Genomic DNA, 26,772 nt, shown 5'->3' on the forward strand with positions numbered 1-26,772 from the left:
TACCCTGTATTGTCAACTCTCAAAAGGCCAAAAATGACCGAGATACAGCGCCTGCTTACCGCTACCATCGACGATCTTAACCACCGCGAAAAGCGAGACAATCGCCCGCGCTTTAGCATTAGCTTTATCCGCAAACATCCCGGGCTGTTTGTTGCCATGTATGCCGCCTGGCTGGCGACGCTGATTGTCATGCTGAAGTCCGAAACGCTGGTGGACTCCGTCTGGCTGCTGGTGGTGCTGTTTGTCGTGTTTAACGCCTTTTTCTTTTTCGACGTGAATCCCCGCTACCGTTACGAAGATATCGACGTCCTCGATTTCCGGGTCTGCTACAACGGCGAATGGTACAACACGCGTTTTGTGCCAAATGAGCTTATCGACAGCATCCTGCACTCTCCGGCTGTCGAAACCGTGCACAAAGAGAAGCTGCAGAAAATGGTCGCAACGAAAGGCCAGCTCTCTTTTTATGATGTTTTTACCCTTTCCCGCCCTGCTGCTGCGTAATTAACGCCTGCAGGCGTCGGATACCCGGCGCAAACTGCGAAGCAGAGGTGTTGCCGTAACCTAAAACCAGGCCGGTTTGCCCCTGCTTCGTCTCCAGGTAATAGCCGCTCAGCGCAGCGGGTGCCAGCTGAAATGCCCTCGCTTTCTCCACCAGCCGCTGGTCGTCGATACCGTCAATCGCCAATGTCAGGTGCATTCCCCCTTCACCGGCAAGAACACGGTGCGGAGTATAAAGCTCTGCGCTCAGCACCTCCCGTAGCTGGCGGTAACGCTTACGATACAGGCGACGCATGGCGGCAAGATGACGGGCATAGTGCCCCTCCTCGATAAACAGCGCCAGGGTGCGCTGTTCTGCGCGATGCCCGCCGCGCAGCAGCGAGCCGATGGCCGGACGCGCCGCTTTCGCCAGCGCTGGCGGTAACACCATGAACCCCATTCGGAGCGACGGAAACAGCGTTTTACTGAACGTCCCCAGATACACAACGGGCGCGTTGTTGACCATGCCCAGCATCGCCGGTACGGGCTCGCCGACATAGCGGAACTCGCTGTCGTAATCGTCCTCAATGATCCAGGCCTTGTGCTGGCGGGCCAGTTCCAGCAGCGCCAGACGCCGCCGCGCGCTGAGCACGCTCCCGTAAGGAAACTGATGCGACGGCGAAGTGAAAACGAGCGCAGGTGAAGGCGCATGCAACCCTTCCCAGCACATTCCCTCGTCATCCACCGGTATGCCGATCATCGCAAGGCCGGTTTTGACGAAGGCGCTTTTGGCCCCGCTGTAGCCGGGATTTTCCACCCAGGCGACATCCCCCGGCTCGCTTAACAGCATCGTGCACAGATTGACGCCCTCCAGCGCCCCTTCGGTTATCACAATCTGGCTGGCGTCGCAGTCAATGCCGCGAGAAAGCGCAAGGTGACGGGCGATGGCTGCCCGCAGCGACGGCTCACCGGCCGGGTCGCCATAGCCCAGCAGAGCGCTCCCCTCCTCCCGCAGGACACGATCGTACAATCGCCGCCACAGCGGCAAGGGGAAATAGTTGATGGCGGGCGTTCCCGGCGTAAAGGCCATCACCGGGGTGTCGCGCGACACAGGCGCAGGCAGCTGGACGACACGTTTTGCCAGCCTGACCTCAGGATCGGTCAGAACCCGCGGGCTGGCACGATGGGCGAATTGCGCCACCCGCGTCCCCTGACGGTTACGCAGCAAATAGCCTTCGAGCGTGAGCTGGTCCAGCGCCGCATTGACGGTGTTCCGTGAAACGGAAAGCTGCTGCGCCAGCGTTCGCGAGCCGGACAGCTGGCTGCCGGACCGAAGCCTTCCGCCCAGTATGGCCTCCCGCAAAGCGAGATAGAGCGCGCGCTGGAGCGTCTCTTCCCCACGCGTTTTAAGCGCAGCATGGAGCAAGGTATAAAGTTCATCGCCCGGTATGTTCATCTCATCTCCTTGTGGTACCACCAAAACATAGCCGAGTGGTTCTTTTTAAGGAACCAGTAATTTTCTAATCTGGAACTCTTCTCAACGTCACGGAAATAAAGATGAAGACATTCAATGAGTTTGGACAACCTGTGGGCGAAGCCCTTACCGACTGGCAGCCTCGACCTCATCCGTCCCGGGTGGTACTGCAGGGGCATTATTGTCGGCTTGAACCGCTGCGCGTGGAGCATGCCGGGGCGCTGTTCTCCGCCTATGCTCTGGCCGGAGACACCCGGAGCTGGACGTGGCTACTGCGTGAACCCGATGCCACGGCCGCTGAGTTTGCCGAATGGGTGGCAAGCGTGTGTGAGTTATCTGACCCGATACACTTTACCGTTATCGATAATCAGACCCAGACCCCGGTCGGGACGCTGGCCCTGATGCGGATCGATCCTAAAAACGGCGTTGTGGAAGTGGGACACGTTCACTTCTCCGTGCTGTTAAGCCGCACGCCCATGTCAACAGAAGCGCAATATCTGCTGATGCGGTACGCGTTCGATACCCTGGGCTACCGGCGATATGAATGGAAGTGCAACAGCCTGAACGAACCATCACGCAAAGCGGCACTGCGTCTGGGCTTTCAGTTTGAAGGCCGTTTTCGCCAGGCGCTGGTCATAAAAGGCCGTAACCGGGATACCGACTGGTTTTCTATTCTCGACAAAGAGTGGCCGGCGCTGGCGAGCGCCTTTGAAGGCTGGCTTGCCACCGACAATTTTACTGCCGATGGCAAACAGAAAAGATCCCTGGAAAGCTGGCGAGAAACGCGCGTCTAGCGTCTTTTTTTACGTCCCTGCACCGCCTTAAAGCGCGGATTGGATTTGCAAATCACATATAAGCGTCCCTTGCGTTTGACTATCTGGCAATCCGGGTGACGCTGTTTTGCGCTGCGCAATGAGTTAAGCACCTGCATGGTTAGCCCCGCTTCGCATTAAGAAAACCGCCAAAACGCTTGCGGAAGCGCGCTGCGCTGCCATCCGTGGAAAACGTTTTTTGCTTACCGGTATAAAACGGATGCGATTTTGAAGAAACCTCGATAGTGATGTACGGATACGTTTCACCGTCGAGCTCAATTTCGCGGTCAGTTTTAATGGTTGAACCCACTTTAAAGTATTCATTGGCACTGGTGTCGTGGAATACCACGGTGCGATACGCTGGATGGATGTTTGGTTTCATCATAAACCCTTTATGTTTTGTTATAACATAACAAAATAATATCCAGGCAAGGTTGAAAAAACAACCCTCTCTCTCCTGAGGATATTTTCTGATTTGCTTTAGATAACATGAAAACCCTGCCCCCACGTGCTATAACTATTTCATTTCGCGGTAAAATCTTTCTCTTCAGGCAGGAAACTCAGCGTCCGGATTCGGGCATATGAGAAAGGAAACGACAGCATGAAAACCCGACATCTGGTCAGTCTGGTGACTGGCGTACTTATCTTTTCCGTGCTGGTTCCCATTTGCCTCAGCATCTGGCTTGCCCATCGCCAGGCGGAAGAGAAATTTGTTGATGCGCTGGATAGCTATGCTTCTCGCGTGCTGATGCGCACCGACAGGGTCGTGGATCAGGCTAAAGAAGCGTTAAATCACCTGCAGGGATTTAAGGGCGTTCCCTGTAGTCCGCTGCATTTGAGGGAGATACGTCGGGTCGCGTTCTCGTGGCGCTATATCCAGGAGGTGATCTATATCGACAACCTCACACCCCTCTGCTCTTCGCTTGAGCAGGCGAGTAAATCCGCCGCTTATCCTCCTCCCATGCGTATCACCGAAGATGGCTACAGCGCGTGGCTTACCGCACAGAACGATCTTGGCTTTCACCGCTATATGGCCGTGCTCGGTAAGGGCCATTACCTTGTTCTGGTCGATCCTGCCTCGCTTGTAGATGTGATCCCTTTCGGGGCGATTGCCATTGATGCCGCTCTGGTGGGAAGCGCAACGCATCTTATTTTCGCCAGCAGTAACACGCTTGATCCGCATATCCGCGATCGGATCAACGATCGAGGCGTCTCCAGCGTTCAGTACAAGGGCTCCATGTACGTGATGAAGCCGGTACCTGAGCTTGGATTTACTGTCGTCACGTGGGCATCGCTCACCCCCCTGGCTGAAAGCTGGCACCGACAGCTGCTTTTCTGGCTGCCGTTTGGCGTCCTGATAAGCCTGCTGGCGGCACTGTTTGTCCTGCGGATCCTGCGACGTATCCAGTCGCCGCGCAATCGCCTGCTGGACGCCATTAACAGCCGCGATTTTGTGGTTCACTATCAGCCCATCGTGGCGCTGTGCAGTGGAAAAATCGTGGGTGCAGAAGCGCTTGCGCGCTGGCCCCAGCCAGACGGAAGCAGTCTCTCGCCTGATATATTTGTGCCGCTTGCCGAGCAAACCGGCCTCATCTCGCAGCTGACGCAGTTAGTTATGGAAAAAGTGTTTGAAGATATGGGCCACTGGCTGCAGCTCCACCCCGATCAGCATATCTCCATCAACCTCGCCCCGGCCGATTTGACCTCCGGTAATCTGCCGCCTTTACTGAGCCAACTCCTGAATAAGTGGCAGATTCATCCCCGACAAATCGCCCTTGAGTTAACCGAGCGTGGCTTTGCCGACCCCAAAATCAGCGCGCCGGCTATCGCCGCGTTTCGCCGTTCGGGCCACCCTGTCTACATTGATGATTTTGGCACGGGCTATTCCAGCCTCAGCTATCTGCAGCATCTCGATGTCGACACGCTAAAAATTGACAAATCGTTCGTGGATGCACTGGAGTACAAAAACGTAACGCCGCACATTATCGAAATGGCGAAGTCGCTGCAGCTGGCAATGGTGGCGGAAGGCGTGGAGACCGAAGGGCAGCTTACCTGGCTGCACCGCCACGGCGTGCAGTATGGGCAGGGGTGGTTCTACAGTAAGGCGCTGCCCAAGACGGAGTTTATCCTTTGGGCAGAGAACAACCTCGCCACGCGCTCTACTTAAGATAGGATTTGATCACCTGCAGCACGACGCCAAGATCGGCTTCACGCTGCGCCTCTTCGGGCTCTTTCACGACATGATCGGTAAGATGCCCTTCAATCACCTGCATCATCATGCCATTGACCGCGCCACGGATCGCTGCCAGCTGCTGCAGCACTTCAGCACATTCGTGATCGCTGTTGAGCATTTTCTCCAGCGCGGTGCTCTGCCCCTGAATTTTCTTCAGGCGAGTCAATAACATCTTCTTATCGCGAACGGTATGTGACATCTCTGTCTCCCTCAGTTTTGGCTTTTAAAGCATATCACGCTCTACTCCCCCTGAGTATTTTTCTACTGGGGGGTAGTATTAACCTACTGGGGGGGAGTACTATTTGCGCACGCTTTCCATACTGGAAATTTCAATGAACGATTTTGCTTCACTCCTGCAGCAGGGTAATGCCTGGCTGTTTGTTCCCAGCGCTATCCTGCTCGGTGCGCTGCATGGCCTGGAGCCGGGCCACTCAAAAACAATGATGGCTGCCTTTATCGTGGCTATCCGCGGCACGCTGAAGCAGGCGGTGTTGCTCGGTCTGGCGGCTACGCTTTCCCATACGGCGGTAGTCTGGATCATTGCCATGGCAGGACTATGGTTTGGCCGCGGCTGGGACGCACATACGTCTGAACCCTGGTTCCAGCTGATCTCCGGGGTGTTGATCGTTGCAATCGCCCTGTGGATGGCGTGGCGAACCTGGAAAGAGAGCCGGCCACACGATCATCATCACGATTGCCACCACCATCATGACCATGACCACCACCATGATCATCACCATGAACACCCGCTGGTTGAAGAGGAGTGGCAGGACGCCCACCAGCGCGCGCACGCGCAGGATATCAACCGGCGCTTTAACGGACAAAACGTGACGACAGGACAGATCGCGATGTTTGGCCTGACCGGCGGGCTTATCCCTTGCCCGGCGTCCATCACCGTTCTGCTGATCTGCCTGCAGCTGAAGCATTTTGCGCTCGGCGCGACGCTGGTTTTCAGCTTCAGCATCGGTCTGGCGTTAACGCTGGTCGCTTCCGGCGCGATTGCCGCCTTAAGCCTTAAGCACGCGACAAAACGCTGGCCCGGATTTAGCGAACTTTCCCGCAAAGCGCCGTGGATCTCCGCTGCGCTGATTATCGTGGTAGGGATTTACATGAGCCTGCATGGCCTGAGCGGCATTCTGGCGTAAGCAGGCGGCCACGCCCGGTGGCCGCCTCTCTGGTCAGGTAAGAGTCTGCTGCCAGCTAAAGGTATAACGAAGCTGGCGCGTCTGCAGGATAAATTCCGGCGAAACGCTGGGGCTCCAGGAGTCATCGCCGCCCACCCCCATATGAAACGCATCGAGGTTGAGCCAGCACCCCGGCTCTTCCCGCAGCAGATGATGATGGGTTGTCTCACGCAGCTGCTGCTGGCTATAGCGGCCCACTGAGAAATGGAACACGCCATTCAGCTGATGCGCACCCAGCACAAGTTTGCGGGTATCGCAGCGCAAACCATTTTCCGTCGGGAAGATATACGGCGTGTGCATGTCTGCCAGGGGCAGTGTCCAGCGCCCCTGCTGCGCCGCCAGCTTTCTGTCCGGGTAGTTTTCATGCGGCCCCAGCCCCAGCCAGTCAACCTTTTCTGGCGTTTCAGCGAGATGAACGCTCAGGCCAATGCGCGCGGGCTCCGGGATATCAGACGCAATATCGACCTGAATGTCGCCATGCAGAACCCCCTGCTCGTCCACCCGCCAGATTTTACGGCTCAGGAACAGCGCCCTGCCGCGATGCTCCAGGACATTAAGCGTGGTAACCACCACCTCACGCGCATGCTGCTCTGCCTCACAGTGCAGCATGCGCGAGGTGAGATCGTACATGCCCGCCGCTTTCCAGCGTTCAACCCACGCGTTTGGATCGATGCGCGTCGCTTCGCTCACCCCAATGTCGTTGTCCAGCGGCGCGCGGCTGACGTTATCCGTCACGGGTGAAAGCAGCGTTTCAACGCCATTTCGCCACCATTGAGTCAGGTATCCGGATGCGCGATCGAACTGCCATCGCTGTTGACGATGCGTGACCTCCAGGATGCGATCGTTTTGCGTTAAAACCGGCGGCTCGCCCGCAGAGGCTGGCGGTGCGACAAACAGCGGAGACGGAAGCAGCCACTGCTCCCACGCGCAGCGATGGTCAGCCGGTGACCACGGCGTTGCCCGCGGCTGGCGAACCTCAACGTTCAGCCAGATTTCACCCGGCCCGGCCTTCAGCTCCGGCAGGTCGAGCTCCAGACGCCGGGCGCCTTCAGGCGTTATCGCGAGCGTCACCTCACCTGCGGCCAGCACGTCTCCGCCACGTACAACCGTCCAGCTCAGCACCTCGTTATCGGTAGGGCGGAACAGGTAGCCGCTTTGCACCTCAATCACCAGCGGAGAGGTACTGACCAGCGTAAAGGTAAAGAACTGCTGGGCGCGCTGCGCCTCGTACAGCGCCGGGTGCGGCGTGCGATCGGGGAAGACCAGTCCGTTAAGGCAGAACTGGCGATCGTTCGGCGTATCGCCAAAGTCCCCACCGTAGGCCCAGAACGCGTTGCCCTTTTCGTCTTTCTTCGTCAACGCCTGATCGACCCAGTCCCAGACAAACCCACCCTGCAGGCGAGGATGGCTGCGAAACGCCTGCCAGTATTTCGCAAACCCGCCGAAGCTGTTTCCCATCGCGTGGGCGTATTCACAGAGGATCAGCGGACGCGTTTCGTCGGGCATGCCGATCCATTTCTTGATTGACCATTTAGGCACCGCCGGGAAAGGCTGATCCCAATCGACCCGGGCGTACATCGGACAAACAATATCGGTCGCCGCCGTATTCGCCCCGCCGCCTTCGTACTGCACCGGGCGCGTGGGATCGGTGGTTTTCAGCCAGCGGTACAGCGCATCATGATTCGCGCCGTGGCCGGACTCGTTACCCAGCGACCAGATGATAATTGAGGGATGATTGCGATCGCGCTGCACCATGCGGGTTACGCGCTCGCTCATGGCGGGCAGCCAGCGCTGATCGTCAGCGAGGCGGCTCATCGGCACCATGCCGTGGGTTTCAATATTGGCTTCGTCAACAACGTACAGCCCGTAGCGATCGCAAAGGCTGTACCACAGCGGATGGTTCGGGTAGTGCGAACAGCGCACGGCGTTAAAGTTATGCTGCTTCATGATCTCGATGTCGCGACGCATGGTCGCCTCGTCCATCACCTGACCGTTTTCCGGGTGATGCTCGTGTCGGTTAACCCCGCGGATCAGCAGCGGCTTACCGTTAAGCTTCAGCAGGCCGTTACTGATGTCAACGCGGCGGAAGCCCACATCGCACGCCTCAACCTCCAGTACCTCACTCTGCGGGCCGAGAAGCGCCATCGTCAGGCGATACAGTTCCGGCGTTTCAGCACTCCAGAGCGCGGGACGGTCAATGGGGATCTCCACCGTTAAGCGTTCGTCCCAGCTGCCGCGCTCGTCCACAACGGCAGACCCCGGACGCCGGGAAACGCTGGCGCATTTTTCACCCTTGCGCCACAGGGTAAAGACCACCTCGCAGTCTGCAAAGCCCGCCCCTGCCAGCGCGACATCTGCCTTAAGCACTGCGCGGTCCAGCTCCGCATTCAGGTCCGTCACCACGCGATAATCGGCAATCTGCCTTTCGGGTTTATGCAGTAGCGTCACATCGCGGAAAATACCGCTCATGCGCCACATGTCCTGATCTTCCAGATAGCTGCCGTCGCACCAGCGCAACACCATGACCGCCAGGCGGTTCTCACCGCGCCGCAGAACCGTCGAGAGATCGAATTCGGCAGGCAGCCTGCTGTCCTGGGAATAGCCCATCCACCGCCCGTTGCACCACAGATGAAACGCAGAGTTCACGCCGTCAAAGATGATGCGGGTCTGCCCGCTCTGAAGCCACGCGTCATCCACATCAAATGTGAGCGAGTAACAGCCGGTTGGGTTTTCCTGCGGCACAAAAGGCGGATTAACGGGGATAGGATAGGTGACGTTGGTGTAGATGGGCGTGTCAAACCCCTGCATCTGCCAGTTCGACGGCACGGGCATCGCAACGGCATCCGCACAGTCTTCGGTTACCCACGCCTCCGGGATTTGCTCGGGTGCAGGAAAGTAGTTAAATCGCCACACCCCATTTAGGGAGCGTCTGCTGGCGGATGCAGCATCATCCAGGGCAGGCTGTTCAAGACGCCAGCTGTGTAACGGCGCATGGGCCTCCAGACGGTTCCACTGGGTGACACCCGGGTTTTCCCAGTCCCGTCGGGCCAGAATGGCGCTGAGAGTCAGCGATAAAGTGTTGGGCATAGTAACCTCTTTGCGAAGCGCTCACAATTTTGGTTAACATGCCCTGGCACCCGGCGACGGTAAAGCACGCAATCGCGGGGTAGCGAGTCCGATCACAAAGTTTTATTTGCGGGCAAGCTGCCCGGCAAGGAGGGCCAGGCTTCTGAGCTGCTGCGCCAGATCCTCGCGTTCGGCCTGCTGCGGGGTGCGGCGCGCGCTGGAATGGCGGGTCACCAGCGTGACCGGCAGCTGAACCTGCCAGCATTCCTCCCCCCCGCTGGGGGACAGAAGCCACTCCACGCTGCGCTCGCCTGCCTCTCGAAACGCCTGACGAATGGTCGTCAGCGGCGGAGAAAACCAGGCGCTGTCGGCCGTATCGTCAAACCCGACCACCGATATCTGGCCAGGAACAGCTATCCCTTTTTCCGCACAGGCGCGCATTACCCCAAGCGCCATCTGATCGTTCGCCACCAGAATGGCATCCGGCAGTACCGCCCCCGAGAGCAGCACATGTCCCTTCTCATAGCCGCTGGCCGCGCTCCAGTCGCCGTAGGCCACCGCAGCCGCGTCAAGACCCGCCTGCGCCAGCGTCGCCTTCCATCCCGCCAGACGCGCGCGCGCAGAGACCGAGCTTTCCGGCCCGCTCAGCAGGGCAATATGCTGATGCCCCAGCGAAAGCAGATGCTCAACGCCCAGGCGTGCCCCCTCCTCGGCGTTAAACACGAGGCTATTTACCTGCGCGGACGGTGACACGTCGAGGAACAGTACCGGGACGGGCATCGCCAGCGACCTGAGCGATTCGGCGTGCGGATCGTCAAGCGGCACATTTACCAGCAGCGCGTCTACCCGCTGCGCCAGCAGCGCCTGAAGCGCCGCCTGACACTGCTGCGGCTGCTCCACCATGGAAATCAGGACGCTCGCCCCCTGCCCTGCAGCCCGGGATTTTACCGCCGACACAATTTGCGAGGGCGCGTGCAGCGCCAGATCGGTGGTGATGAGGCCCAGCGTACGGGTGCGTTTCCCCGCCAGCTGCTGCGCCCGCAGGTTGGGGACGTAATGCAGCTCCGCCATTGCCTGTTGCACCTTTTCCCGCGTGCGGGCAGAGACGTGCTCCGCGTCGTTAATCACGCGGGAAACGGTCTGATAAGAAACCCCCGCAAGGAGGGCGACATCATAAAGAGTGATTGCTTTCATGCGTTCTGGCATCGCGATTTTCGAAGCGTCTATTCTGGCACAGCGACGCCGTTAAAACATGTGAGCGCTTCGCAAATTAAACAACCCGCTCCGGCTGAGTCATTTTCTCACCGCGCGGCTTCTGGCGGAACCAGGGCAAACAGAGCTGAATAAGCGGGCCAATGGTCAGAGCATACGCCACGGTTCCCACCCCAAACGAGCCACCCAGCACGCACCCAATCAGCAGGACGGACACTTCGATGGAGGTACGCACGCTGCGAATGGACCACCCCAGCCGGGCGTGAATGCCGGTCATCAGGCCGTCGCGCGGACCAGGCCCGAAACCGGCCCCGATGTACATGCTGGTGGCGATCGCGTTCATCACGATGCCCGACACCAGGAAAGCGATGCGCACGGATAACGAACTCAGTTCGGGGATAAGCGCCATGCTGGCGTCCGCCGCCAGACCGATACAAATCACGTTGCTGATCGTGCCAAGACCGGGCATCTGACGCAGTGGGATCCACAGTAAGAGCACCGCAGCCCCGGTCAAAATGATCACCGTCCCGATGCTCATCCCCAGCTGTATTCCCACGCCAAGGTGAAACACATCCCACGGATCGACCCCCAGATCCGCACGAATAAACATCGCGGTGGAAAGCCCATACAGCCCTAAACCGACATAAAGTTGTAGCAGACGACGTACCATTTTTATCTTCTCCAGTGAACCCGACTTTCATCCTGACCTAAAATGGCACTAAGATTAATGTCCAGTTTTTAAATAGTGGACTGCTTATGTCATCACGCCGCTTCGGAAGCCAGTCTTTGGTACGCCTTTTAGGGCACTGGCAGCAAACTTCATCCCGCACTCCGCTCTGGCGCCAGCTGGCCGACGCGCTGCGCTTATTAATCCTTGATGGCCGGCTGGCGCTGCATACGCGCCTGCCGGGTGAGCGTGAGCTGGCGACGGTGCTGAACGTCAGCCGAACCACCGTCAGCAGCGCCCTCGCCCACCTGCGTGAAGAGGGTTATCTTGAAAGCCGCCACGGTAGCGGGTCGCGCGTCATCCTCCCGGATGCACGCGCCGTTCCCACGCTTTCCGCAGCGAGCGTCGCCCTGGATCTTTCCACTGCCGCCCTCAGCGCCGGGCCGGAGATCCACCAGGCTTACACCCATGCACTTACGGCTATTACTCAACACCTCTCGCTGACGGGCTACGAGCAGCTTGGGCTGCCGGCGCTACGGGAGGCCATCGCTGCGCGCTATACCGCGCGAGGTCTTCCAACCCGGGCAGACGAGGTGATGGTGGTCAACGGTGCCGTCAGCGGGTTCGCGCTGGTGCTGCGGATGATGGCCGGACCGGGGGATCGCGTCGTGGTCGATCACCCCACCTATCCGCTGGCGATTGCCGCTATTCAGGGAGCACAGTGTCGGCCAGTAGGAGTGTCGTTGCCGGAAACGGGCTGGGATACGGATGGCTTTGCGGCTACGCTTGCCCAGACCGCGCCGCGCCTGGCCTACCTGATGCCAGATTTTCACAACCCAACCGGTCGATGTATGGATATCGCCACCCGTCAGGCAATCGCTGATATAGCAGCCCAGACCCGCACGGTGCTGGTCGTGGATGAAACGATGGTCGATCTCTGGTTTGATTCGCCACCGCCGCCACCGCTGGCATCGTTTAACCCGCAGGCCAGCGTGATTACGCTAGGCTCTGCCGGAAAAAGCTTCTGGGGCGGGCTGCGTCTCGGCTGGATCCGCGCCTCCTCGCGGACTATCGCCACGCTCGCCCAGACGCGCGATACGCTGGATTTAGGCTCGCCGCTGCTTGAGCAGCTGGCGACGCTGTGGCTTATCGACAACAGCGAGCGTTTTCTGCCCGCTCGCCGCAAGATGCTGGCGGAACGGCGCGATCGATGCAGTAACCTGCTGCGAGAACATTTCCCGGAGTGGACGTTTCATGAGGCGGAGGGCGGACTCTCTTACTGGATCGAACTTCCTGGCATGCTGGCGACACAGCTTGCCGCACGGGCAGAAATCATCGGGATTAACCTGGGAACCGGGACGCGGTTTGGCTTATCGGGGGCGTTTGACCGCTTTTTACGTATGCCCTTTTCGCTGGAGCCAGCGGAGCTGGAAGCGGCATTGCTGCGGATTAAACCGTTATGGCTCGCGCTAAATTCAAATACGCCAGCAGTCAAACGCCGCCTGGTTTAATATTAAAATTTTGAACTGGATCATAAAATAAAAACTGCTGACTGTAATATATGCAGTCAGCAGTTTTCACTGGTCAGGATTTAGTGCTGAGGAGGAATGGGGAAACCTTTCAGGGAAATAACGAAATTATCACCGTCTTTCTTTATTTTTGCACCGGTATCACACCAGTCAGACGCAATACGAAAGAACTCATCGCTTCCAACATTCCAGCCAAGACGTACATGCTTCACGTAGCCTGAACGCAACAGAGCGCAGGCCTCGTTGTAGTCACTGGCAGTTGACAGTTGTTGTTTCATTTTCTCTTCTTCAGAAGTTTACGTAGAGCCTTGATTTCTTTAGGAGTAAAAGGAGAAACACTCTCTTCTTCCGTATGCTGATTATCAATATCCTCTTCCGATACTCCCGCCTCTTCTACTGCTTCAAACGCCAGCAGCAGCAGTTTCTCTGTGGTCACGCTTAAATTTTCGTTATTTACTTCCGCATAATGGCGGAGTCTTTCTTTTAGCGCTTCGTCAATTTTAACATTTAAAACTGCAGTAGCCATGTTTGTCACTTCCCTTCGGAATAAGTACTTTATTTAATACACGAAGTTATCACTGTTATCCAGATCTATATTTTTTTGAATTTTGACGAAAATAGACGTCCAATTATAAAATGCCAGTCTATTATTACAGGTTTATGACAGTAATATTTCAGGGCGATGAAATATATATTACACGGAATAGGCATTATATTATTGTGGAATAAAGGCTAAAAAGAGATGGAAACGGGAAAGATGGATGAGGCCACAAATGGGTGGGGGCCCTGCCAGCTACATCCCGGCACCCACGTCGTCTGCCCTGGCTGCTTCCTTCCGGACCTGACCTGGTGAACAGAGTAGCGTTGCGGGAGAACCAACAGAGCCCCCATTGAGAGCGTTGATAACCAACGCGCTGGCGCATTATCCCTGTGCGAAGAGCCAATTGCAAGCGACCAGGAACCGGATGCTGGTTTCTTGCGCAAACAGGCGCAGCAATCAGGACGATCTTCGTTTACCATGACGATCCAAACATCCCCACAGGTGAAGGTATGGACGAAAACGACTCCTTTCCCCAGCGCGTATGGCAAATCGTGGCCTCGATTCCGGAAGGCTATGTCACCACCTATGGTGATGTGGCAAAGCTGGCAGGCTCTCCACGCGCGGCGCGACAGGTCGGCGGCGTTCTGAAACGGCTGCCGGAAGGCAGTACGTTGCCCTGGCATCGGGTGGTGAACCGTCATGGCGCTATCTCGCTGACCGGGCCGGATCTCCAGCGTCAGCGTCAGGCGTTGCTTTCAGAGGGTGTGCAGGTGTCGGGCGCAGGACAGATAGATTTGCAGAAATACCGCTGGGTGTACTAAACCCTCCCCCGAAGGAGAGGGTAAGAGCAACAGTTACATCTGGGTCGGTGGGGTTGGCAGGGACGGCTGATTGGTCTGTGGAGCAACCGGGACTTCGGTTTGCTGCACCGGCACCAGATTCAGGTCGATTTTGGTTCCACCGTGGTTAATGGCTTCCTGGACCGTATCGGTGATAAAGACCAGCTTGCCGTTGATGGTTACCGCTGCGCTCAGCAGAATACGGGCATTCGGCTGCACGTCTGACGGGTTATACGGCAACACGAAGCTAAACGGAGCCTGCTTACCTTCAGTACGGACCGCGCGCTGAGCCAGCACCTTCGACGGCGCGTCCGCCAGGGAAGCATCAGACAGCGTGACCGTTAATACCGCATCCGGCGGCAGAGCGACTCTCTGTTTAATCCAGATTGTACCGGAAACGTTAGGCTGCTGAATGGATTGCTGTGAAAGGGTATTAATCCCGTTCGGATTTGCAGCTGGTACCGGCACCTGGGCGCTCTTACCGGCACAGGCGGACAACGCCACCGCAATAGCTACACCACTTAGCATGGGCACGAGTTTCATTGAAGTCTCCTTATCATCAATGCACCAGCGGGATCGATCCCATCCGATGTCGTTTCAATCACATAACGTTTTTAAGTGTGGCACAGATCACCGATTAATGCCTAAAAACGTGCCGACATTCAGATTATTCTACCCATCGGACCACTTTCATTTCTGCGTTATACTCTGCCTATCTTTCGCTACGGCGTTTATTGAGGATAATTATGAGTCAGGCACTGAACAATCTGCTGACATTACTGAATCTGGAAAAAATTGAGGAAGGACTCTATCGCGGGCAGAGCGAAGACCTCGGCTTACGTCAGGTTTTCGGCGGCCAGGTCGTTGGACAAGCGCTCTACGCTGCAAAGGAGACCGTCCCTGCAGACCGCCTGGTGCACTCATTCCACAGCTATTTCTTACGCCCTGGCGACAGCGCAAAACCGATTGTGTATGACGTTGAAGTTTTGAGAGACGGCAACAGCTTCAGCGCACGCCGCGTGGCGGCCGTTCAGAACGGTAAGCCTATCTTTTATATGACCGCCTCTTTCCAGGCGCCGGAACCGGGGTATGAACATCAGAAAGTGATGCCGCCAGCACCGTCGCCGGACGAACTCAAATCAGAGACTGATATCGCCCGCGCGCTGGCACATCTGCTTCCGCCGCAGGTCAAAGAGAAGTTTCTCTGCGATAAACCGCTGGAGATCCGCCCGGTTGAGTTCCACAACCCCATGAAAGGCCACACCGCCGAGCCGAAGCGTCAGGTCTGGATCCGCGCCAATGGCACCGTGCCGGAAGATTTCCGCGTGCATCAGTATCTGCTGGGCTACGCGTCAGACTTTAACTTTCTGCCGGTTGCGCTACAGCCGCACGGCGTTGGTTTCCTTGAAAAAGGGATGCAGGTCGCAACCATCGATCACTCCATGTGGTTCCACCGTCCGTTCAATATGAATGAGTGGCTGCTTTACAGCGTGGAGAGTACGTCAGCGTCGAGCGCTCGCGGGTTTGTGCGTGGAGAGTTTTATACTCAGGACGGCGTGCTGGTCGCTTCTACGGTGCAGGAAGGGGTAATGCGTAATCGCGGATGATGGTGTGCGGCCTGATGCCCTCACCCTGACCCTCTCCCATGGGAGAGGGAATAAACATTAAAAACGGCAACCGAAGTTGCCGTTTTGCTTTTTATTAGGCGTTATACGCATTCTCGCCGTGGCTGTTGACGTCCAGACCTTCGCGCTCCTGCTCTTCCGGTACGCGCAGCCCAACGGTCATATCCGCCAGCTTATAGCCGATGAAGGCGACAACGGCAGACCACACCACGGTGATAGCGATACTTTCCAGCTGCACCAGCACCTGATGAACCATGGTGACACCTTCTGCGTAGCCCACGCCACCCAGTGATTTCGCGGCGAAGATGCCGGTCATGATACAGCCGACGATGCCGCACACGCCGTGGACGCCGAACACATCGCAAGGGTCATCCACGCGCAGCACGCGTTTCAGTGCGGTGACGCCCCACAGACCTGCCAGGCCCGCGACCAGTCCCACCAGCAGCGCACCACCGACACCCACATAGCCACACGCCGGGGTGATACCGACCAGACCGGCAATCGCCCCCGAACAGGCACCCAGCAGGGAAGGTTTACCGCGTACCGCCCACTCGCCGAATACCCAGGAGAGAATTGCACCCGCCGTCGCCACAACGGTGTTTACGAAGGCCAGCGCGGCGATTTCGTTCGCGGCACTTGCGGAGCCGGCGTTGAAGCCGAACCAGCCAAAGTAGAGGATAGCCGTACCGGTAAACACCATCGGCAGGTTATGCGGTTTGAACGCCTCTTTACCGAAGCCCACGCGTTTGCCAATCAGGTATGCGCCCACCAGGCCCGCTACCGCGGCGTTGATATGTACAACGGTACCGCCCGCAAAGTCCAGCGCGCCGTGCGTTGCCAGCAGACCACCGCCCCAGACCATGTGCGCAATCGGCACATAGGAGAGGGTCAGCCAGACCACCACGAAGATCAGAACGGCAGAGAAACGGATGCGCTCCGCCAGCGCCCCCACGATCAGCCCGACGGTAATGCAGGCGAACGAGCCCTGGAACGCGACGTGGATGTACTGGTAGAAGCTGCCCATCAGCGCGGTCAGCTCAATATTTTTCAGCATTACCCAGTCGAAGTTACCAAAGAAGGCGTTGCCGGTACCGAAGGCCAGCGAGTAACCGTAAACCACCCACAGCACGCAGACCAGCGCGAACGTCACGGCAACCTGCGTCAGCATGGAGAGAACGTTTTTGCCGCGGATCAGGCCGCCGTAGAACAGCGCAATGCCCGGGATAGACATGAACAGCACCAGCGCGGTGCTGATCATCATAAAGGCGTTATCGGCTTTGTCTGCCACGGCAGGAGCAGCCAGCGCCAGGCCCGGCAGCAGTGCCAGCGAACCCAGACCCGTTTTAAGTGTTGCTATCTTCATTTTCTCGATCCCTATCACTGTGTGCCAGGCGTTATTTACAGTGCCGCTTCGTCAGATTCGCCGGTACGAATGCGAATGACGCGCTGCAGTTCGGCAACGAAAATTTTGCCGTCGCCAATTTTGCCGGTGTAGGCCGCTTTGCTAATCACATCAATCACTTCATCAAGCTGATCGTCAGCAATCGCGACATCAATTTTTACTTTTGGCAGAAAGTTAACGCTGTATTCCGCCCCGCGATAAAGCTCGGCATGACCCTTCTGACGACCAAAGCCTTTCACTTCGGTGACAGTCAGTCCCTGAATACCCATTGAGGACAATGCTTCACGCACGTCTTCCAGTTTGAATGGTTTGATTACCACCGTAACCAGCTTCATAGATCCCCTCCAGTCAGAATTCGGTAATGGCCGCAGCTCACGCAGAACGTATTGCAAGGGGTGTGCCAGAAATGAAAACGAGAGAGAAAAGCGGTGCAACGAGCGTTACGCCGGCTTCATTAACGAACCGGCGAAAAAAAACGCACCATGTCGGTGCACGGTGCGTTTCAGTATTGCACCAACAGGAATGACTGTTAGCGCGTTGCTTTGTTTTGGTGCATCAGGCGCTGAGCGACTCTTCCTCGCGCACGCTGGCCGCGAGCTCTTCGCCCGCCAGCTGAAGCTGATACATCTGCCAGTAGCGCCCTTTGGCTTCCAGCAGTTCACGGTGCGTCCCGCGCTCCACGGCTTGTCCGCGATGCAGCACCAGAATGGTATCGGCATCGACAATGGTGGAAAGGCGATGGGCAATCACCACCAGCGTCGTATGGTCGCGTACCGCGGCCAGCGCCTGCTGGATAGCCTGCTCGGTGCCGGAGTCAATGCTGGCCGTCGCTTCATCCAGAATCAGCACCTGCGGGGTTTCAATCAGCACCCGCGCCAGCGCGAGGAGCTGCTTTTGCCCAACGGAGAGGTTGTTCCCCTGCTCGCCCAGCCGGGTATTAATCCCGTCGCTAAACCCGCGCGCCAGGTCTGCCAGCTGCACTTTTTCCAGCACCTCCCATACCTGCTCCTGAGAGTAGTCTCGCCCCAGGGTCACGTTGGCGTAGAAGGTATCGGCCAGGACGACCGGATCCTGCTGCACCATCGCGACGCCTTTACGCAACACGTTGTGGCTGAGAGACGCGAGCGGGCGTCCGTCGAGGCGGATTTCGCCTTGCGTGACCGGGTAGTAGCCCATCAACAGGCTGGCGAGCGTGCTCTTGCCGCTGCCCGTATGTCCCACCAGCGCCACGAAACCGCGCGACGGAACATCCAGCGTAATGTCCTGCAACACCAGCCGGTCTTCGCGATAGGCAAACGAGACGTTATCAAAGGCAATGGCGCCGCTTTGCAGAGGTCGCTCGTCACGACCGTAGGCCTGGCGCGGCCTGTCCATCAGCTCAAACACGCGCTCGCCGGCGACGACCGCCTGCTGCAGCATCGATTGCTGGGTCGTGAGCTCGATCAGCGGCTCGTTAAGGCGACCCAGATAGCTAATAAAGGCGTACAGCACGCCCACTTCAATCGTACCGCTTGAGCTCAGGCCAAAGAGCATCAGTAAACCGCAAAGCACCAGCGCAGAGAAAAGGCTGAGCAGCGGACGCAGCAGGAAGCCGTCGAGGCGCAGCGTCTGCATACGCGCCATGTAGTGCGATCGGCTGGCTTCGCCCATCCGCTCGCCAAAGCGCGCCTGCTGGCGGAACTGCTGGATGACGCTCATGCCGTTAATCACTTCGTTGAAGCCATCGTTAATGTCGGCCAGATAGGCGCGCACCCGACGCACGATTGGCGTGCTGTAGCGCTGGTAGATGATCATCACGATCAGCACCGCCGGGAAGATGGTAATCGCCACCAGCGCCATGCGCCAGTCGAGGCTGAACATCGCCACCAGCATCGCGCCGATCAGCGCCGCGCTGCGTAACACCGTCGCGACCACGGTGACGTACAGGTCGCGGATCACTTCGGTATCGTTGGTCACGCGCGAAATCACCTGCCCGACCGGCTGGATATCAAACTCGCTGAGCGGCTGGCGAAGCGCCGCGTCCATTACATCCGTGCGCAGCTGCTGAACCACGCCCACGGCGGCACGGTTAAACAGCAGCGACTGCGCATAGTGCAGCCCTGCCGCCGCCAGCTGCAACCCAACGTAGGCCACGCCTAAGCCCGCCACCAGCCCCAGCGGCAGGTAGCTTTTGGCGACCATATTGTCGATGAAGTAGCTGATGAGCAGCGGCCCGCTCACCTCAGCAATCGCCGCTATCCAGAGTAAAAGCACGGCCACGGAGAGCGGTTTGCGCCACGGCGAGCCGTAGGCCAGCAGACGTTTGAGCGTCGGCCACATCGTTCCGAGCTTACGCATTGGTGGCCTCCTGATCCTGTTCCGGCGCATCGTCCAGCGCCGCCTCAAGCTGTTGATAGCGGTACATATCGCGATACCAGCCCGGCTGCTCGGCAAGCGTTTCATGCTGCCCGCGCTGGGCAATGTGTCCGTGCTGTAAGACCAGAATTTCGCTGGCCTCAGTGAGCGCTGACAAACGGTGGGCGCTGATAATCACCGTGCGTCCGTCGCCCCACTGGCGCAGGTTATGCAGAATCTGATGCTCGGTACGACCATCCACGGCGGAGAGCGCATCATCCAGAATGAGGATTTCAGCATTCAGCAGCAGCGCGCGGGCAATCGAGATTCGCTGTTTCTGCCCGCCGGACAGCATGACGCCACGTTCCCCGACTTCCGTTTCGTAGCCCTGCGGCAGACGCAAAATATCGTCATGTACGCTGGCTAAGCGCGCCACGTGTTCGATCTCTTCCTGCGTCGCCGACGGGTGACCAAGCGCAATGTTATTCGCCACGGTGTCCGAAAATAAAAACGGCGTCTGGCTGACGACCGCCAGACGGCCACGCCACTCGTCCAGCAGCAGGTTCGCCAGGGGGATATCATGGAAACGGATATCGCCCTCGGTGACGTCAAAGTGGCGCTGAAGCAGAGAGAGCACGGTACTTTTTCCGGACCCCGTCGGGCCGCAGATGCCCAGCATCTGGCCCGGCCGCAGCGTAAAGCTAACGTTCTCCAGCACCGGATGTTCCGTTTGCGGATAGACAAATTTGCGAACGTCGACGTTCATAACGCCGCGCCCTTCCGGCACCGCTTCGCTGCCGTCATTGACCACCGGCGCTTCGGCCAGCATGGCGCGGATGCGGCTGTAGGCGGCGCTGCCGCGCTCTACGATGTTAAACATCCAGGCCAGCGCCAGCATCGGCCAGATCATCAGCCCCAGATACATCGCAAAGCTGGTCAATTGCCCCAGGGTCAATGTGCCCTGCACCACCATCCAGCTCCCGCCGCCAATCGCCAGCAGGTTTGCCATGCCGATTGCGACATAAATCGTTGGATCAAATCGCGCATCAATACGCGCGACGCGCATGTTTTTCGCCCCCGTGTCTGCCGCATCGGCCGCAAACAGCGCGGACTGCCGATCTTCCAGGCCAAACGCTTTGATCATGCGGATGCTGGTCATGCTCTCCTGGGTGCGATCGTTCAAAGAAGAAAACGCCGCCTGCGCCAGCTTGAAGCGCTCGTGCAGCTGTTCGCCGTAGCGATTGATCGCCAGCGCCATGATCGGCATCGGCAGTAGGGCGAGCAGGGTTAATTGCCAGCTGATCTGCGTGGACATGACGATCAGCACCGCACAGCCCATCACCAGCGAGTCCACCAGCGTTAACACCCCTTCCCCGGCGGCAAAGACCACGCGATCGACGTCGTTCGTCGCGCGGGCAATGAGATCCCCGGTGCGATGACGCAGATAAAATTCGGGATGCTGTCGGCTCAGCTGGCGGTAAAAATCTTCACGCAGCTCAACGGCCAGCTGATAGGACGCACCAAACAGCAGCACGCGCCAGACGTAGCGCAGGAGATAAACAATGACCGCCGTCAGCACCAGCGTGCCGACCCACATCAACACCCGTGCGGTGGTGTAATGCTGTTCAGTGACGCCATCCACGACGTAGCCCACCACCTTCGGCGGGATCAGCTGCAAAATGGCAATGATAATAAGCAGGGCGACTGCACCGAGGTAGCGTTGCCACTCCCGACGAAAGTACCAGCTTAATTGGGCAAATAATCGCACGCGGTTTGTTCCTGAAGGTATTTTACGAAGTTATTCAATAGGTAAGGCTGTGGTGTACTTAATCTGTTCCATGGCGAAGCTTGAGGTGACGTCCGACAAGCCCGGGACGCTGTTCACCAGCCGCTTGTAGAAATCATCATAGCGCTTCATGTCAGCCACCTGGACGCGCATCAGGTAATCGTACTCGCCGGCCATACGCCAGAAGCCGAGCACCTCGGGCATCTCAGACACCTGAGTGACGAAGCGGCAATACCACTCGCTGCTGTGGTGTTGGGTTTTTATCAGCACAAATGCCGTCAGCCCAAGCCCCAGTTTTTCGGGATCGAGTAATGCGACGCGCCCCAGAAGAATGCCGTCATCTTCCAGCTTTTTTAGGCGCTTCCAGCACGGTGTGGTGGTCAGATTAACGGCATCTGCCAGCGCCTGCAAAGAGAGGGTACAGTCACTTTGCAGCAATGAAAGGAGCTTGCGGTCAATTTTATCTAGCATACCCACCTCATAGAGAAAATTTTTCTCCCTTCATTCTATTTTAAAGGCCAGATAGCAACAATTTTTTCTGTGCTTTTCGCTATGCTGGGCACAAAATGACAAACGGATAACTACGATGAATAGCACCTGGGTTAAACATGCCATCAGCGAAATCAATGCCGACTACCAGCGCTCGGCGGATACCCACCTGATTCGCCTCCCCCTGCCGGGATTTGACGGTATTCAGCTGTACCTGAAGGATGAAAGCACCCATCCTACCGGTAGCCTGAAGCATCGCCTGGCGCGCTCTCTGTTTTTATACGGTTTGTGCAACGGCTGGATCAAAGAAGGCACGACCATTATTGAATCCTCATCCGGTTCAACGGCGGTGTCTGAAGCCTATTTCGCTCGTCTGCTGGGCCTGCCGTTTATCGCCGTGATGCCCTCCTGCACCGCAAAACGCAAAATCGAGCAGATCGAATTTTACGGCGGACGCTGCCATTTTGTGGAAAGCGCCTGCGAAATCTATGCCGCCTCTGAAATGCTCGCCCGCGAGCTAAACGGCCACTATATGGACCAGTTCACCTTTGCCGAGCGCGCAACGGACTGGCGCGGCAATAACAACATTGCCGACAGTATTTTCCGCCAGATGACCCACGAACCGCATCCGGTTCCGTCGTACATTGTGATGAGCGCCGGTACGGGCGGCACGTCAGCCACTATCGGACGCTACATTCGCTGTCAGGGCTACGATACCCAACTGATGGTGGTTGACCCCCAGAACTCCGTGTTCCTCGACTACTGGGAAAGCCGCGATGCCGGCCTGCGCAGCCCGGTGGGCAGTAAAATTGAAGGAATTGGCCGCCCGCGCGTGGAACCGTCGTTCATTCCTGACGTTGTCGACGAAATGCTCCGCGTGCCGGACGCCGCCAGCGTCGCCACCGCGCACTGGCTGGAGACGCAGCTCGGCCGCAAGGTGGGCGCATCAACGGGCACCAACATGTGGGGCGCACTGCAGCTTGCGGCACGCATGCGCGAGGAAGGCCGTACCGGCTCCATCGTCACGCTGCTGTGCGACAGCGGCGAGCGCTACCTTGAGACCTACTACAATGCGGAGTGGGTACAGGCCAACATCGGCGACATCACCCCGTGGAAAGCGCAGATTGCGCAGCTGCTGAAATAAAAAAAAGCCAGACCGAAGTCTGGCTTGCTGGAAGGGTCTCACTATTCGGGGGAATATGGGAGGTTGTTGTTGTCCAGCCAATGCGTCAAAAAATGGGACACCGCTTCGTTGCCGCAGTGTCCGATAACCGGCAGATGAGGAAGCTCTGCGATCAGCTGCGGCATCGCATTCCCCATAATCAGGCCGCGCCCCACGCTGCCCAGCATTTCGCGGTCATTCATGGCGTCGCCAAACGCCATACACTCCTGCAGCGTTAAGCCCAGGTGGTCGCTGAGCACCGCCAGGGCTGAACCTTTGTTACAGCCCACCGGCAGGACTTCAAGACAATCCACCGCCGAGAAGGTCAGGTGCGCCCGGTCGCCCAGCGCCTCATTTAACTGAATGCGTAAGCGGCAAAGATCGTCGTGATCGCCACAGAAGCAAATCTTGGTCACCGCGTGGGCGGGGATCCGGCGCAGATCGATAAGCTGGTATTTGAAGCCGCTATAAACATGCGCGTGCAACAATTCGGGGATTTCGCTTCCGGTAAACCAGCCTTGATCGTTGAATACGTGGATACTGGCCTGCGTGTCCCACGTGCTGTGCAGAACAATATCCGCCACTTCCGGGTTGAGATCCTGGCGGTGCAGCACCTCTCCTTCAACGGTGTGAATGCGCGTTCCGTTACCCGTGATTAAAAACGCATCCAGGGAAAACGTGCCCAGCAGATGACGCATCTCCAGCACGTGGCGGCCAGTGGCAAACGTCAGGGTGACATCACGCTCGCGCAGCCGCTTCAGGGTACTCAGCGTTTTCTCCCCCAGACGGTGATCCGGCATTAACAACGTACCGTCCATATCAAATGCAGCGAGGCGGGCCATGATTACTCCTGAAATGTGATGCGATTAACTTGTGCATCAGTATCGTGTGAGATATACGGAAGTAATAGTGAATAGATGAAAATTATTGTTCCGGGTTTCTTATGCGCCAGCTGAACCGTCTTAACCAGTATCAACGCCTGTGGCAACCTTCCGCTGGCGCTCCACAGCAGGTCACCATAAGTGAGCTTGCCAGCCGCTGTTTTTGTAGCGAGCGCCATGTCCGCACCCTGCTGCGTCAGGCTCAGGAGGCGGGCTGGCTCAGCTGGCACGCGCGGTCTGGTCGCGGCAAGCGCGGTGAGCTGACGTTCCATGCCAGCCCGGAGTCACTGCGCAATGCGATGATGGAAGAGGCGCTGAAGAGCGGGCAGCAGCATAACGCGCTGGAGCTGGCCCAGCTTGCTCCTGAAGCGCTGAGATCGTTGCTGCATCCGTTTTTAGGCGGGCAGTGGCAAAACGACACGCCGACGCTGCGCATCCCCTACTATCGCTCGCTGGAGCCGCTTCAGCCGGGCTTTTTGCCTGGCCGGGCGGAGCAGCATCTGGCAGGACAGGTATTTTCAGGCTTGACGCGTTTTAACGGTAACAGCAGTGAACCCACGGGCGATCTCGCGCATCACTGGGAGGTCTCTGCTGACGGGCTGCGCTGGCATTTCTACATTCGCTCCACCCTGCACTGGCATAACGGCGATAAAATAGAAACGGCGCAGCTCCAGCGAAGCCTGACGGCACTGTTGACGCTTCCCGCCCTGCGCACTCTGTTCAGGAGCGTTTTACGTATCGAAACAACGCATCCACAGTGTCTGACATTTATGCTGCATCAACCGGACTATTGGCTGGCGCACAGGCTGGCAACCTACTGCAGCCGTCTGGCGCATCCCGACTATCCTGAACTTGGCTGCGGCCCCTTCCGGCTGGCCGCCTTTGAGCCCGACCTGGTTCGTCTGGAAAGCCATGAGCAATACCACCTGAGCCATCCGCTGCTCAAAGCCATCGAATACTGGATCACCCCCCAGCTGTTTGATTACAGGCTGGGCACCAGCTGTCGTCACCCGGTGCAAATCGCGATTGGCGAGGCCGATGAGCTTGAAACCCTGAGGCTGGTCAGCAGCAGCACCAGCCTGGGCTTCTGTTACCTCACGCTGAAACAGAGCGCGCGTCTGAGTGAGATCCAGGCGAAGCGGCTTATCAATATCATCCATCTCTCCAGGCTTCTGCACACGCTTCCGCTCAACGAAGGACTCATTACGCCCACCGGGGAACTGCTTCCAGGCTGGACAATCCCCGAATGGCCTGACTTAACGGAAGTTGCCCTGCCTGAGGCGCTGACGCTGGTTTACCATCTTCCCGTTGAGCTTCACACCATGGCCAGCCAGTTAAAGGCGTACCTGGCGCGACAGGGTTGTGACCTGACCGTCATCTTCCACGACGCCAAGACGTGGGACGGATGCCAGCAGCTTGCCGATGCAGACATCATGATGGGGGACAGGCTGATAGGCGAAGCGCCAGCGTATACGCTTGAGCAGTGGCTGCGCTGCGATGCCCTGTGGCCGCACGTGTTAAGCGCACCGGCCTACGCCCATCTGCAAGCCACGCTGGATGCGGTGCAGTCTCAGGCCGAAGCTCGGGACCGACACGCCGGTCTGCAAGCCATTTTCAACCGCCTGATGGAGAATGCGGTGCTGACGCCGCTTTTTAACTATCAATATCAAATCAGCGCCCCGCCGGGAGTCAACGGCATACGCCTCAACACCCGCGGCTGGTTTGATTTTACCGAAGCCTGGCTACCCGCCCCCAAATCGTGAAGAAGCTGGTCGCCGCCGTAGCCAGACGGTAACATAACGGTTTTACCGTAACAGTCGAGATGATTTATGAAACGTGCCGTCGTCGTGTTCAGCGGAGGACAAGATTCTACAACCTGCCTGGTTCAGGCCCTTCATCAGTATGATGAAGTTCACTGTGTGACTTTCGATTATGGCCAGCGTCACCGCGCTGAAATCGACGTTGCCCGTGAACTGGCCCTTAAACTGGGGGCACGCGCGCACAAGGTGCTGGACGTTACGCTGTTAAATGAACTGGCCGTCAGCAGCCTCACCCGGGACAGTATTCCTGTACCGGACTACGAACCCGATGCCAGCGGCATTCCGAACACGTTTGTGCCGGGGCGTAATATTCTGTTCCTGACCCTGACGGCGATTTATGCCTATCAGGTAAAAGCCGAAGCGGTAATTACGGGCGTATGTGAGACCGACTTCTCAGGATACCCGGACTGCCGCGATGAGTTTGTCAAAGCGCTCAACCACGCCGTCAATCTGGGGATGGCGAAAGAGACGCGCTTTGAAACCCCGCTCATGTGGCTGGATAAAGCCGAAACCTGGGCGCTGGCCGACTACTGGGGCAAGCTGGATTTGGTTCGCAGCGAAACCCTCACCTGCTATAACGGCATCAAAGGCGACGGTTGCGGCCAGTGCGCCGCCTGTAATCTGCGCGCTAACGGGCTTAACCATTACCTGGCTGATAAAGTCGGCGTGATGGCGGCAATGAAGCAAAAGACCGGGCTTAAATAGCGTTTTTTGACCGTGCTGTCGCAAAACAGGTGTCGACAGCACGAGTGCGCCTTAATATGTCTTATACGATCATCAACTCCAGCTTTTCCCGCAATTCCCCTTCCAGCGGCAGCGCTTTCTGAGTTTTCAGATCGATACAGACAAAGGTGATCAGTGCATCAGCCACCACCTGCCCTTCTGGATCGAGCGTCACCACCTGGCTTAACACGCCGCTCTTGCCGTTTAGCTGTTGTACCTGACTGGTCACGGTGAGCACATCGCCCAGCACGGCCGGACGGCGATAGTTGATGTTGATATTGACGACGACGAACGCGATGTTGTGCGCGGTCAGCCACTGAAAGCTTTCGCTGTTTTCCAGCCCGTCCCAGCGCGCTTCTTCAAGAAACTCGAGATAGCGAGCGTTATTGACGTGCTGATAAACATCAAGATGGAAACCGCGTACTTTGATTTTTGTCTGCATAGCGCAATAGCCTTTCATTGTTTTAGGATCAGAGGTCATAACTGGTATGACCTCTTTATCCTGGCAAACTTTTG

The 26,772-nt window shown here is 57.6% G+C and carries 27 protein-coding genes and 1 other RNA gene; 10 read left to right on the plus strand and 18 right to left on the minus strand.

Annotation, left to right across the window (positions count from 1 at the left end; genetic code table 11):
• Window positions 1–33 precede the first annotated feature (33 nt).
• Window positions 34–501 (plus strand): YlaC family protein, encoded by a 468-nt coding sequence (locus IM273_RS02635; RefSeq protein ID WP_028012186.1) that lies wholly within the window; start codon window positions 34–36, stop codon window positions 499–501.
• Here IM273_RS02635 and IM273_RS02640 read toward each other — a convergent pair.
• Entirely contained in the window at window positions 473–1,933 is a 1,461-nt protein-coding gene (locus tag IM273_RS02640) for a PLP-dependent aminotransferase family protein (RefSeq protein ID WP_193051059.1), read from the minus strand. The two genes, IM273_RS02635 and IM273_RS02640, sit on opposite strands and share 29 nt — an antisense overlap.
• Window positions 1,934–2,034: 101 nt before the next feature.
• Between IM273_RS02640 and IM273_RS02645 the strand changes: the two genes are divergently transcribed.
• Window positions 2,035–2,745 (plus strand): GNAT family N-acetyltransferase, encoded by a 711-nt coding sequence (locus IM273_RS02645; protein WP_193051057.1) that lies wholly within the window; start codon window positions 2,035–2,037, stop codon window positions 2,743–2,745.
• On the opposite strand, the gene ykgO is transcribed toward IM273_RS02645, so the two are convergent.
• Together ykgO and IM273_RS02655 are read right to left on the minus strand one after the other, a co-directional pair.
• Window positions 2,742–2,882, minus strand: coding sequence for a type B 50S ribosomal protein L36 (gene ykgO, locus IM273_RS02650; protein WP_003859006.1), 141 nt, complete (start codon window positions 2,880–2,882; stop codon window positions 2,742–2,744). The genes IM273_RS02645 and ykgO overlap by 4 nt on opposite strands.
• A 2-nt stretch (window positions 2,883–2,884) precedes the next feature.
• Window positions 2,885–3,145 (minus strand): type B 50S ribosomal protein L31, encoded by a 261-nt coding sequence (locus IM273_RS02655; RefSeq protein ID WP_006176933.1) that lies wholly within the window; start codon window positions 3,143–3,145, stop codon window positions 2,885–2,887.
• 219 nt (window positions 3,146–3,364) lie between these two features.
• On the opposite strand from IM273_RS02655, the gene IM273_RS02660 reads away from it, so the two are divergent.
• Entirely contained in the window at window positions 3,365–4,930 is a 1,566-nt protein-coding gene (locus IM273_RS02660; RefSeq protein WP_193051055.1) for an EAL domain-containing protein, read from the plus strand.
• On the opposite strand, the gene IM273_RS02665 is transcribed toward IM273_RS02660, so the two are convergent.
• Window positions 4,923–5,195 carry a metal/formaldehyde-sensitive transcriptional repressor gene (locus IM273_RS02665; protein ID WP_028012182.1) on the minus strand — a complete coding sequence of 91 codons (273 nt, stop codon included), beginning with the start codon at window positions 5,193–5,195 and terminating at the stop codon, window positions 4,923–4,925. The two genes, IM273_RS02660 and IM273_RS02665, sit on opposite strands and share 8 nt — an antisense overlap.
• 133 nt (window positions 5,196–5,328) lie before the next feature.
• Between IM273_RS02665 and IM273_RS02670 the strand changes: the two genes are divergently transcribed.
• Window positions 5,329–6,141 carry a nickel/cobalt efflux protein RcnA gene (locus IM273_RS02670; RefSeq protein ID WP_193051053.1) on the plus strand — a complete coding sequence of 271 codons (813 nt, stop codon included), beginning with the start codon at window positions 5,329–5,331 and terminating at the stop codon, window positions 6,139–6,141.
• A 33-nt stretch (window positions 6,142–6,174) separates the two neighbouring features.
• On the opposite strand, the gene IM273_RS02675 is transcribed toward IM273_RS02670, so the two are convergent.
• From IM273_RS02675 to IM273_RS02685, 3 genes are all read right to left on the minus strand, one after another.
• On the minus strand, window positions 6,175–9,267 hold the full coding sequence (locus IM273_RS02675; protein WP_193051051.1) for a beta-galactosidase: 3,093 nt from the start codon (window positions 9,265–9,267) through the stop codon (window positions 6,175–6,177).
• A 102-nt stretch (window positions 9,268–9,369) separates the two neighbouring features.
• Entirely contained in the window at window positions 9,370–10,440 is a 1,071-nt protein-coding gene (locus tag IM273_RS02680; RefSeq protein ID WP_193051049.1) for a LacI family DNA-binding transcriptional regulator, read from the minus strand.
• A gap of 76 nt (window positions 10,441–10,516) precedes the next feature.
• A complete protein-coding gene (locus tag IM273_RS02685; RefSeq protein WP_028012178.1) occupies window positions 10,517–11,128 on the minus strand; it encodes a YitT family protein in 612 nt (203 codons plus the stop codon).
• An 86-nt stretch (window positions 11,129–11,214) separates the two neighbouring features.
• Here IM273_RS02685 and IM273_RS02690 point away from each other — a divergent pair, with 86 nt between their 5' ends.
• Window positions 11,215–12,636, plus strand: a complete 1,422-nt coding sequence (locus IM273_RS02690) for a PLP-dependent aminotransferase family protein (protein ID WP_193051047.1) — start codon at window positions 11,215–11,217, stop codon at window positions 12,634–12,636.
• A gap of 80 nt (window positions 12,637–12,716) precedes the next feature.
• Here the strand turns inward: IM273_RS02690 and IM273_RS02695 are convergent, their stop codons facing one another.
• The 3 genes from IM273_RS02695 to ffs form a co-directional block, all read right to left on the minus strand.
• Window positions 12,717–12,932 (minus strand): hypothetical protein, encoded by a 216-nt coding sequence (locus IM273_RS02695; protein ID WP_028012176.1) that lies wholly within the window; start codon window positions 12,930–12,932, stop codon window positions 12,717–12,719.
• The gene (locus IM273_RS02700; RefSeq protein WP_006176926.1) at window positions 12,929–13,180 is read right to left on the minus strand and encodes a hypothetical protein; all 252 of its coding nucleotides are present in this window, start codon (window positions 13,178–13,180) and stop codon (window positions 12,929–12,931) included. The genes IM273_RS02695 and IM273_RS02700 overlap by 4 nt, the downstream gene beginning before the upstream one ends.
• Window positions 13,181–13,438: 258 nt before the next feature.
• An RNA gene (gene ffs, locus IM273_RS02705) (signal recognition particle sRNA small type) lies at window positions 13,439–13,535 on the minus strand.
• Between the two features lie 169 nt (window positions 13,536–13,704).
• Between ffs and IM273_RS02710 the strand changes: the two genes are divergently transcribed.
• Window positions 13,705–14,016: an MGMT family protein gene (locus IM273_RS02710; RefSeq protein WP_028012174.1), complete on the plus strand. Its 312-nt coding sequence runs from the start codon at window positions 13,705–13,707 to the stop codon at window positions 14,014–14,016.
• 33 nt (window positions 14,017–14,049) lie between these two features.
• On the opposite strand, the gene IM273_RS02715 is transcribed toward IM273_RS02710, so the two are convergent.
• The gene (locus IM273_RS02715) at window positions 14,050–14,577 is read right to left on the minus strand and encodes a YbaY family lipoprotein (protein ID WP_193050702.1); all 528 of its coding nucleotides are present in this window, start codon (window positions 14,575–14,577) and stop codon (window positions 14,050–14,052) included.
• 203 nt (window positions 14,578–14,780) lie between these two features.
• Here IM273_RS02715 and tesB point away from each other — a divergent pair, with 203 nt between their 5' ends.
• Window positions 14,781–15,641: an acyl-CoA thioesterase II gene (tesB, locus tag IM273_RS02720; RefSeq protein ID WP_028012172.1), complete on the plus strand. Its 861-nt coding sequence runs from the start codon at window positions 14,781–14,783 to the stop codon at window positions 15,639–15,641.
• 94 nt (window positions 15,642–15,735) lie between these two features.
• Here tesB and amtB read toward each other — a convergent pair whose 3' ends face one another.
• From amtB to IM273_RS02745, 5 genes are all read right to left on the minus strand, one after another.
• A complete protein-coding gene (gene amtB, locus IM273_RS02725) occupies window positions 15,736–17,022 on the minus strand; it encodes an ammonium transporter AmtB (protein ID WP_014882787.1) in 1,287 nt (428 codons plus the stop codon).
• A gap of 35 nt (window positions 17,023–17,057) precedes the next feature.
• The gene (gene glnK, locus IM273_RS02730) at window positions 17,058–17,396 is read right to left on the minus strand and encodes a P-II family nitrogen regulator (RefSeq protein WP_008503304.1); all 339 of its coding nucleotides are present in this window, start codon (window positions 17,394–17,396) and stop codon (window positions 17,058–17,060) included.
• A 220-nt stretch (window positions 17,397–17,616) separates the two neighbouring features.
• Window positions 17,617–19,398, minus strand: coding sequence for a SmdB family multidrug efflux ABC transporter permease/ATP-binding protein (locus IM273_RS02735; RefSeq protein ID WP_049137520.1), 1,782 nt, complete (start codon window positions 19,396–19,398; stop codon window positions 17,617–17,619).
• Window positions 19,391–21,163: a SmdA family multidrug ABC transporter permease/ATP-binding protein gene (locus tag IM273_RS02740; RefSeq protein ID WP_045259904.1), complete on the minus strand. Its 1,773-nt coding sequence runs from the start codon at window positions 21,161–21,163 to the stop codon at window positions 19,391–19,393. The genes IM273_RS02735 and IM273_RS02740 overlap by 8 nt, the downstream gene beginning before the upstream one ends.
• 30 nt (window positions 21,164–21,193) lie before the next feature.
• Window positions 21,194–21,652 (minus strand): Lrp/AsnC family transcriptional regulator, encoded by a 459-nt coding sequence (locus tag IM273_RS02745; protein ID WP_008503307.1) that lies wholly within the window; start codon window positions 21,650–21,652, stop codon window positions 21,194–21,196.
• Window positions 21,653–21,767: 115 nt separating this feature from the next.
• Between IM273_RS02745 and IM273_RS02750 the strand changes: the two genes are divergently transcribed.
• On the plus strand, window positions 21,768–22,814 hold the full coding sequence (locus IM273_RS02750) for a PLP-dependent cysteine synthase family protein (protein ID WP_045259903.1): 1,047 nt from the start codon (window positions 21,768–21,770) through the stop codon (window positions 22,812–22,814).
• A gap of 41 nt (window positions 22,815–22,855) precedes the next feature.
• On the opposite strand, the gene cof is transcribed toward IM273_RS02750, so the two are convergent.
• Window positions 22,856–23,674 carry an HMP-PP phosphatase gene (cof, locus tag IM273_RS02755; RefSeq protein ID WP_028012168.1) on the minus strand — a complete coding sequence of 273 codons (819 nt, stop codon included), beginning with the start codon at window positions 23,672–23,674 and terminating at the stop codon, window positions 22,856–22,858.
• 101 nt (window positions 23,675–23,775) lie between these two features.
• Between cof and IM273_RS02760 the strand changes: the two genes are divergently transcribed.
• Both IM273_RS02760 and queC read left to right on the plus strand, forming a co-directional pair.
• Complete coding sequence (locus tag IM273_RS02760; protein WP_193050704.1) at window positions 23,776–25,476, plus strand: SgrR family transcriptional regulator; 1,701 nt, start codon at window positions 23,776–23,778, stop codon at window positions 25,474–25,476.
• 66 nt (window positions 25,477–25,542) lie between these two features.
• On the plus strand, window positions 25,543–26,238 hold the full coding sequence (gene queC / locus IM273_RS02765) for a 7-cyano-7-deazaguanine synthase QueC (protein WP_023332238.1): 696 nt from the start codon (window positions 25,543–25,545) through the stop codon (window positions 26,236–26,238).
• Between the two features lie 61 nt (window positions 26,239–26,299).
• Here queC and IM273_RS02770 read toward each other — a convergent pair whose 3' ends face one another.
• A complete protein-coding gene (locus IM273_RS02770) occupies window positions 26,300–26,698 on the minus strand; it encodes a YbgC/FadM family acyl-CoA thioesterase (protein ID WP_014830880.1) in 399 nt (132 codons plus the stop codon).
• Window positions 26,699–26,772: the final 74 nt, after the last annotated feature.

It is taken from the genome of Enterobacter cloacae complex sp. P13B, assembly GCF_014895915.1.
Taxonomy (GTDB): Bacteria; Pseudomonadota; Gammaproteobacteria; order Enterobacterales; family Enterobacteriaceae; genus Enterobacter; species Enterobacter bugandensis.